A 7,074-nucleotide genomic window follows, 5' to 3' on the forward strand; every position below is an offset into this window, starting at 1 on the left:
CATGCTGCTCGACCGGGAAACCAATTTTGTTTCCGCCATGTTAACATCGATCCGTGTCGTGACTGAAAACCCGGTAGTCATGCTCGGTTGGGCTGCAATCATCTCGGTTACAATGCTGTTGTCGATGATTCCCGCGTTTCTAGGCCTCATCTTCACTTTGCCAATCCTGGGCCACACCACATGGCATCTTTATCAGCGGGCCGTCTCACCTGCTGAGGGGTGATCTATCCGGTCATCATCTTGGGAAGCTACCATTTGCTCCGGCTAACGAGGGCGCCTGCTCAACGATGCAACTTACCACGCTGAAGCGAAAAAATTGAATTCGGTGTCGCTGATTGATTTTGCCTGCTTGTCACCATTTACAAATAAACACGAGACCAACTTAACCCCAATTCAGGCTAGTTCGAGGGTAGGACTCTGATCGATGAGTTCGCGAGCAACCTCCGATAATGCCGTTTCAAATTCAGTTGGTGTTTTTCGACGGGATATCGGGAACAATAAGCCAAAGGTCATCCAGCGCTCGGGCACAATGGGAACAAGAGTAATCCGCTCGAGACCGGTTTGGGCTGCGACAAGTTCATCGGCGATCGTGAGGCCCACACCCTCTGCAACGAGCGAACAGGCAAGTTGGGATGCGGCAACCTCGCAGGTCTGCCTTGGTGTTACGCCTGCTGAGCGGAAGATGTCGTCGAGTTGATCCCGCAGCAGCAGGCCGTGCATCAGACGTATGATCGGTTCCTGTGCAATATCGCGCGCATTCAGTTCGTTCCGGTCAGCAAGCGGGTGCTCTTTGGGCAAAACTACCTGAGCACGAACGCGAAGAAGGGGTTTGGTCGCTATGCCCGGATGATCAACGGGCAATGCGCCGATTCCGATGTCATATTCTCGCCCTGCGAGCCATTTGCCAGCCTCTCGTCTGGCGCGAACATCCAGGCTGACATTGGTTTCAGGGTTAGTTTTCAGGAACTTTGTAACGGCTGGAACAGAAAGCGAGTGCGCAATCCTGGGCATCGTCACAACGCGTAGTGTCTCGGTGCGCCCAGCTCGAATTTCTGCAGCTATGCGCGGAACTTCATCCAGATTGTCGAGGATACGGCCCGCCTCGCGATAAAAGGCCAGCCCCTCTGGCGTTGGTGTTAAGGCGCGGCCACTGCGATCAAAGAGCTTGAGCTTCAACTCAGCTTCCAGACCAGAGATCAGTCGACTCACGGCCGGCTGGCTCAGGTGTAATCTCTCCGACGCCGCGACCAGAGAGCCCTCGGACAATGTTGCTGTGAACGCACGAAGCCCTTTGATGTTCATCTCAATAATTCCATATTTTGCAAGAGTAGATAACATCTTTGCAATTTTTGCAATTGTGGTTTGGGTATAGACTGCGGGTGACCGAGCTAGGGAGGACCCGATGAAAAGACGTAGTATTCTGACCACCGCGTTTGCAGCGATTGCGATTGCCGCAACAGCCACGGCCAGCTTTGCCGCTGATTGGCCCAAACGACCGATCAACCTGATTGTGCCTTACAAAGCCGGTGGCGGTACCGATGCATATGCCCGGGCCATCTCGGCTGCAGCAGAAGGTATTCTGGATGTGCCTGTAGTGGTTGTGAATAAGCCCGGGTCCGGCGGGTTGAACGGAGCAAACTCGGTCGTGGGCGCACGCCCAGACGGCTACACCATGATGATGACCTCGGGTGGTTCGTTCCTGCTGTCGACGATGACGCGTGACACCGACATTGACGCGCTGGAGAGCTTTGAGTTCGTCGCACAAGTCGGCCAGCTGCAGACCTCGCTTATGGTGCCCAAGAACAGCCCGTTCCAATCAGTTCAGGATGTGATCGACGCAGCCAGGGCGGAACCGGGCTCACTGCGTTGGGCACATTCGGGTCGCGGTGGCTTCCATCATGTTGGTGGGTTGGGCTTTCTGGCCAATAACGGAATCGAAGCTCAGGATGTGCCTTTCAAGGGTGGCGGACCAACCCGCGCCGCTTTGATCGGTGAGCAGGCGGATTTTGGCTTTCTGGGCGTCCAGCAACTTGCCGGTTTCGAAGATCAACTGCGCGCGCTGGCCGTCAACAGTCAGGAGCGTGACGGTATCATGGCCGAGGTGCCGTCTTTCGGTGAACTGGGTATTCCGTTTGCCGCTGTTTCTTCGCCGGTCATCGTCTTCGCCCCCAAAGACACGCCTGCGGAAGTGGTGGCAGCCATGGAAATGGCGTTGGAGCAAATCGCAGCCAAACCGGAATTTGCTGAACTCCTGGCCTCTCGCGGAACCGGCCCGGTATTTCAGAAGGGCGCAGATGCCAAGGCTACGCTCACCTCAATGAAAGCGGACACCCAACCGCTTGTTGAGAGCCTTACCAACTGACCCAAAAACGGATCGGGTGGCATATCCACCCGATTCAATGCTTTTCGCAGAATACAGGGAGGATGCCATGCGCGCCTATGTCGAAGGTTTGGTGCTTGCGACCCTATCACTTGTTGCTGTCTGGGGGGCCTGGCAGGTTCCGGCCGCCTCGCCTGGTGATACATGGGCTGGGATTGTCCCATTCGCAGCATCAGTTGCTCTGCTGTTTCTGTCGATCCTGCTGATCTTGGGCGCATCGCGCCAAACTGCAGGGATCGCGCCTGTCAGCACAGACAAAGGTGCTGCGTTTCAAGTTATCGCGTTGTTCGTAATTGCGCTGATCTATCAGCAATCGTTCCGGTGGTTCGGCTACCTTCTGCCCACCGCGATTGTGGCACCCGTTGTGTTTTATATGTTCGGTGTGCGCAGCTGGACCGGACTGGTATCGTCCGCCGTTCTGTGCCCGCTCATTTTCCACATCATTTTCTTCGTGCTGTTGGGTGTCTTTCCGCCCTACGGCGAAGTGTTCGACCTGCTCAGCTGGATACAGGGGTAATTCTTATGGAAATCTTCCCAGCTCTCCTTTCAGTTATCACTGATCCGATGCTGCTCTTTGCCATTGTTCTTGCAGCCGTAGTTGGCATGATCGTCGGGGCCACCCCGGGCCTGACCGCCTCGGCCGCGATTGCAATGTTGTTGCCGATCACTTTCTATATGTCGCCGCTGTTTGCGTTGGCCTTTCTCTATGTGATCGGTAAGTCGGGCCGATATGGCGGTTCTATAGCTGCCATCCTGTTTAATACGCCGGGAACCGCCGCGAGCGCTGCTACGCAGATCGACGGCTACCCGCTGGCACGCGCTGGGAAGGCTGGCAAAGCGATGAAGGTTGCCACGATTTCGTCCGTCATCGGCGATTTCATGGGAGATGTTCTGCTGGTCGTCGGCGTAGGATTTATCGCAGCCATCGCGCTGAAGCTGGGGCCACCAGAGACCTTTGCCATTTACTTTGCCGCCTTTGTGGTCATCGGGTCGGTCATTGGTAAGTCGATTGTCAAAGGACTGGCCTCGGCTCTGTTGGGCATTTTGGTGGCCATGGTCGGCCTCGACCCGATTTCAAGCGAAGAACGCTATACCTTTGGCTCGTTCGACCTGTCGAATGGTATCGGTCTTGTCCCCCTGATGATCGGTGTGTTTGTTTTAGGTGAGGTTTTTGCCCAGCTCGAAGAACGCCGCAAGGCGACAGGTGAGACCCAGGAAAACGAAAGCTCAGCCAGTGGCAATGAGCTGACATGGGAAGAATACAAGCCCTGTCTGCCTCACGCTCTGCGCGGTGGATTCATCGGCGCGGGTATCGGCGTGCTGCCAGGGCTGGGCTCCGCTATCGCGGCATTCATCTCATACGGTGAGGGTAAGCGCCGGGCCAAGAATCCGGAACAATGGGGCAGGGGCGCGCTGGAAGGCGTTGCTGCGCCTGAGGCTGCCAACAACGCAGTTTCCGGGCCATCCATGGCACCATTGCTGACGCTGGGTATTCCGGGCTCGACCATTGGTGCGATCCTTCTGGGTGTGTTCCTGATCCACGGTATTCAGGTTGGTCCGACTCTGTTTCTGACGGATAAGGAACTGGTCTACAAACTCTTTGCCTGCGGGATGTTGGGGATCTTCGCATATGGCCTGATCGGCTATTTTGGTGCCACGCAGGTTGCACGTCTGATCCTCAAAATTCCGACCAATGTGCTCTATCCATTGATCTTCATGACAGCTTTCGTCGCTGCCTATTCCGCGCGCGGGTCGATGTTCGACGTCACCGTGATGACCTGCGCTGGTTTCGCTGGCTGGCTGATGCGCAAGTTTGACTTCAACATTGCGGCCTTTGTGATCTCATTCGTGCTGGCGAAGGGTGCAGAAGAGACGTTTCGCCAGGCGTTGCTGATGTCTGATGGTGGCGCGATGATCTTTGTCGAGCGCCCTATCGCATTGGCATTCCTGATCCTTGGTGTTGGCGCGATAGCCTTCCGTATCCGGGGCATCATGAAAGAGCGCAGGATCGCCGAGGGGGGGCTGGGCGATGCTTGATTTCGGCCTCTATCGCGACTGCCTTTCGACTTCAGATATGCGATCAATCTGGTCCGAACACGCCACGCTCTCGGCTTGGCTGAAGGTTGAGCAGACGCTTGCGAGCTGTCAGGCGAAGGCTGGGCTGATCCCGGCTGAGGCTGCAAGTGCGCTAAACGCGATCTCAGTTTCCGACCTGAACCAAAGCCAATTGCATGATGACATGATGCTTGTCGGTCGGCCCATAGTTGGATTGGTGCGGCAACTGAGAACACTGATGGGAGACTTCGCTGAGTTCGTCCATTTTCGGGCTACGACTCAGGACATTATGGATACGGCCATGTCTTTGCAGATGAGGTATGGGATCGATCAGATCGATGCGGGGATCGCGCAACTCATTGCAGAGCTGGATCGGAATATTCATGACAGTAGTGGAGCGAAGATGATGGGGCGGACCAATGGGCAGCATGCTTTGCCCATTCGGTTGGAAACCAAGCTGGGTGTCTGGCGTTCAGAACTGGAACGTCGCCGTGACGCTTTGTCTGATGCTGCCGCACGGGGGCTGAACGTTCAGGTTGGCGGGCCGGTGGGAGATTTACAGGCCTATGAGAACGAGGACGGTCAAATCATCAAAAGCAATGTCGCCAAGACCTTAGGGCTCAACACGATTGATCCGCATTGGCAGAACGCCCGCGACGGAGTGGCGGAAGTTGTTACTACGCTTGGGTTGCTCTGTAGCAGTTTGTGCAAGATTGCCCATAATGTGAATCTGCTGTCCTCGTCGGATATTGGTGAGTTCTATGAGCGCCCGGTTAACGGTAAAGGCGTGTCTTCGGCCATGGGGCACAAGAAAAATCAGCGAGCTTCGGAGTTCGGTGAAGCCGTCGCCCGATTGGGACGTCAACGTGCGGACCAGATTGGAGAGTTGACCCTCCACGAACATGAGCGTTCGGGCGGCATGTGGATCGCTGAGTGGATCGTGGTACCTGAAACTTTCCTGCTGACGTCAGGTGCCCTGGAATGGTCAAACAGAATGTTCCAGTGTCTGATCGTCGATCATAATGCGATGGAGCGGTTACTTCTTGGAGAGAAAACAAACATTGGAACTCAGTCTCATTGATGTAGGGTGATCGATTGCTGACACTCCTCGCGAACACCGGTTCCTGTTAAGTGTTTGCTTTTGAGGGTTGCCGAGTGTCACTGAACTATAACGACCAACTAACGGCGCGCGCACCATCCTCAGACAGTTAGGTGCAGCGGAATGACCTCGAGCTATATTGTCATTGCTTTCAATTGGATGATCCAGGCATTGCCCAGAGTATTGGATTTTCTGATCGTTTAGGGAGACTGAAAGATCAGCGACGTGTCGTCACCAGATATGGCAGGTGCTCGAATGCTATCGAGTCCGCAATCGCCCCGGATGCTAACTTCATTTCCCGGTTATTAAACCTGAGCCCATATCGAAGTTGGTCAGTAGAAAACGGCCTCTTCGTCAGAGTAGGTGATACTGTAATCATCATAGCGGGCAGGGAATTTGCTCACGAGTGTTCGAAAAAAATCTTCTTGTTGAGTGACTTCATTTTCATTGCCAAGAATTTTTGTTTCGGCTTCCACCTCATACGGGTATGGATCTTCTTCCTCGGTTTCTCGGGTGATTTTATAGCCTTTGCTTTCGAGCATAGCGGCAACGCCGTCAGCGTCATCAGAATTGCGGAAAGATATGTAAAATGTGAAGGGTATGGGCTCTGAGAGATCCACGCCTTGGTCCGCAGCGGATGATAACATTTGTGCATTGGACGGCTTAAAAAACTGATCGACGATCCTGGCATGAATGTTTCTCAGGAGTGACTTCACTGGTTCATATCCTCAACCTTGGTGCCGCCGAACTTTAAACAAATGGAGCCTCATTCTTCAACTAAGGTTGTCCCCGTCCTTCTTCCTTACCCTACTCGACCAGTGCATTCGGCCTTTTGAGACATGCTGCAAAAGCGCAATTTCCAGTGACAGCGAAGGTCCGGCTAGGGCTGTTCGTGCCCATGTGCCTGATGAAGTCTCTTTATGAAACGCTCAATAGAACCGAAAGGAAGTTTCCGACCGATATCTAAAGGTGTCGTCAAAACGACAGGGCTAACTGCCTTTTCAGATTTTTCGCAAATATGCCCAGGAGACGTATCCCTTTAGCCCACGCGCGCGTTGCAAAGACACACGACACCAACGCGTGCCGCCGGTCTGTTCGCAACTGTGGACTCGTAAAGCTGTTCCATTTGGAAGACCCACGATCACATTGAAACCGATTCCGGGTCCCGCCCGTAGTTTCAGCATGTCACCGTTTTCAACGCCAAAAACCTCGTATTGTCCAAGAGAAGCTGCCGCTGCAGTTTCAGTTTGAACAATGACGCCAAGGAAAAATGCTGCCAAGGGTAAGAAGATTGCTTTGCGCATCACGTTAACCTGCCTGTTGCCTCGAGCGCTATTGTAATGACTCAGAGCATCAAGCGGAACTACCTGACAACAAAAATGCATCCTTCTTGTACTGCCATTGAAGAAAATTTCTCAGTTGTGCCAGAGGTAAGTTGTGATTTCTTTTTCTACTCAACGTTCGAACAAAACGAGCTGGAATTGATCCTTGACCGAGGCTTGCTGCAACACCGGACCGCGTTTCAGGTATTGGACAGATT

The 7,074-nt window shown here is 54.0% G+C and carries 9 protein-coding genes; 6 read left to right on the forward strand and 3 right to left on the reverse strand.

Annotated elements, in window-relative coordinates; translation table 11 throughout:
* Positions 1–223: DUF2189 domain-containing protein (locus E1297_RS49335; RefSeq protein WP_368669837.1), on the forward strand; the 223-nt coding region annotated here is incomplete at its 5' end.
* A gap of 170 nt (positions 224–393) precedes the next feature.
* Here E1297_RS49335 and E1297_RS42275 read toward each other — a convergent pair.
* Positions 394–1,302 (reverse strand): LysR family transcriptional regulator, encoded by a 909-nt coding sequence (locus tag E1297_RS42275; RefSeq protein ID WP_196223544.1) that lies wholly within the window; start codon positions 1,300–1,302, stop codon positions 394–396.
* A gap of 100 nt (positions 1,303–1,402) precedes the next feature.
* Between E1297_RS42275 and E1297_RS42280 the strand changes: the two genes are divergently transcribed.
* The 4 genes from E1297_RS42280 (at position 1,403) to E1297_RS42295 (ending at position 5,516) form a co-directional block, all read left to right on the forward strand.
* Positions 1,403–2,362, forward strand: coding sequence for a tripartite tricarboxylate transporter substrate binding protein (locus E1297_RS42280; protein ID WP_155149038.1), 960 nt, complete (start codon positions 1,403–1,405; stop codon positions 2,360–2,362).
* A 67-nt stretch (positions 2,363–2,429) separates the two neighbouring features.
* Positions 2,430–2,897, forward strand: coding sequence for a tripartite tricarboxylate transporter TctB family protein (locus tag E1297_RS42285; protein WP_196223545.1), 468 nt, complete (start codon positions 2,430–2,432; stop codon positions 2,895–2,897).
* A gap of 5 nt (positions 2,898–2,902) precedes the next feature.
* The gene (locus tag E1297_RS42290; protein ID WP_155149042.1) at positions 2,903–4,417 is read left to right on the forward strand and encodes a tripartite tricarboxylate transporter permease; all 1,515 of its coding nucleotides are present in this window, start codon (positions 2,903–2,905) and stop codon (positions 4,415–4,417) included.
* A gap of 37 nt (positions 4,418–4,454) precedes the next feature.
* Positions 4,455–5,516, forward strand: a complete 1,062-nt coding sequence (locus E1297_RS42295; RefSeq protein WP_244328089.1) for a lyase family protein — start codon at positions 4,455–4,457, stop codon at positions 5,514–5,516.
* 350 nt (positions 5,517–5,866) lie between these two features.
* Here E1297_RS42295 and E1297_RS42300 read toward each other — a convergent pair whose 3' ends face one another.
* Together E1297_RS42300 and E1297_RS42305 are read right to left on the reverse strand one after the other, a co-directional pair.
* Positions 5,867–6,250, reverse strand: a complete 384-nt coding sequence (locus tag E1297_RS42300) for a ribonuclease E inhibitor RraB (protein ID WP_155149046.1) — start codon at positions 6,248–6,250, stop codon at positions 5,867–5,869.
* 285 nt (positions 6,251–6,535) lie between these two features.
* Positions 6,536–6,838, reverse strand: coding sequence for an SH3 domain-containing protein (locus E1297_RS42305; protein ID WP_155149048.1), 303 nt, complete (start codon positions 6,836–6,838; stop codon positions 6,536–6,538).
* A 36-nt stretch (positions 6,839–6,874) separates the two neighbouring features.
* On the opposite strand from E1297_RS42305, the gene E1297_RS49990 reads away from it, so the two are divergent.
* Positions 6,875–7,074 (forward strand): hypothetical protein (locus tag E1297_RS49990; RefSeq protein ID WP_209016324.1); only part of this gene is annotated, 200 nt, incomplete at its 3' end.

The sequence above is a fragment of the Roseibium sp. RKSG952 genome (assembly GCF_009711355.1).

Coding starts and splice junctions, on each gene's coding strand:
- E1297_RS42275 (WP_196223544.1), bottom strand. CDS start 1,302: ATGAACATCAAAGGGCTTCGTGCGTTCACAGCAACATTGTCCGAGGGC.
- E1297_RS42280 (WP_155149038.1), top strand. CDS start 1,403: ATGAAAAGACGTAGTATTCTGACCACCGCGTTTGCAGCGATTGCGATT.
- E1297_RS42285 (WP_196223545.1), top strand. CDS start 2,430: ATGCGCGCCTATGTCGAAGGTTTGGTGCTTGCGACCCTATCACTTGTT.
- E1297_RS42290 (WP_155149042.1), top strand. CDS start 2,903: ATGGAAATCTTCCCAGCTCTCCTTTCAGTTATCACTGATCCGATGCTG.
- E1297_RS42295 (WP_244328089.1), top strand. CDS start 4,455: ATGCGATCAATCTGGTCCGAACACGCCACGCTCTCGGCTTGGCTGAAG.
- E1297_RS42305 (WP_155149048.1), bottom strand. CDS start 6,838: ATGCGCAAAGCAATCTTCTTACCCTTGGCAGCATTTTTCCTTGGCGTC.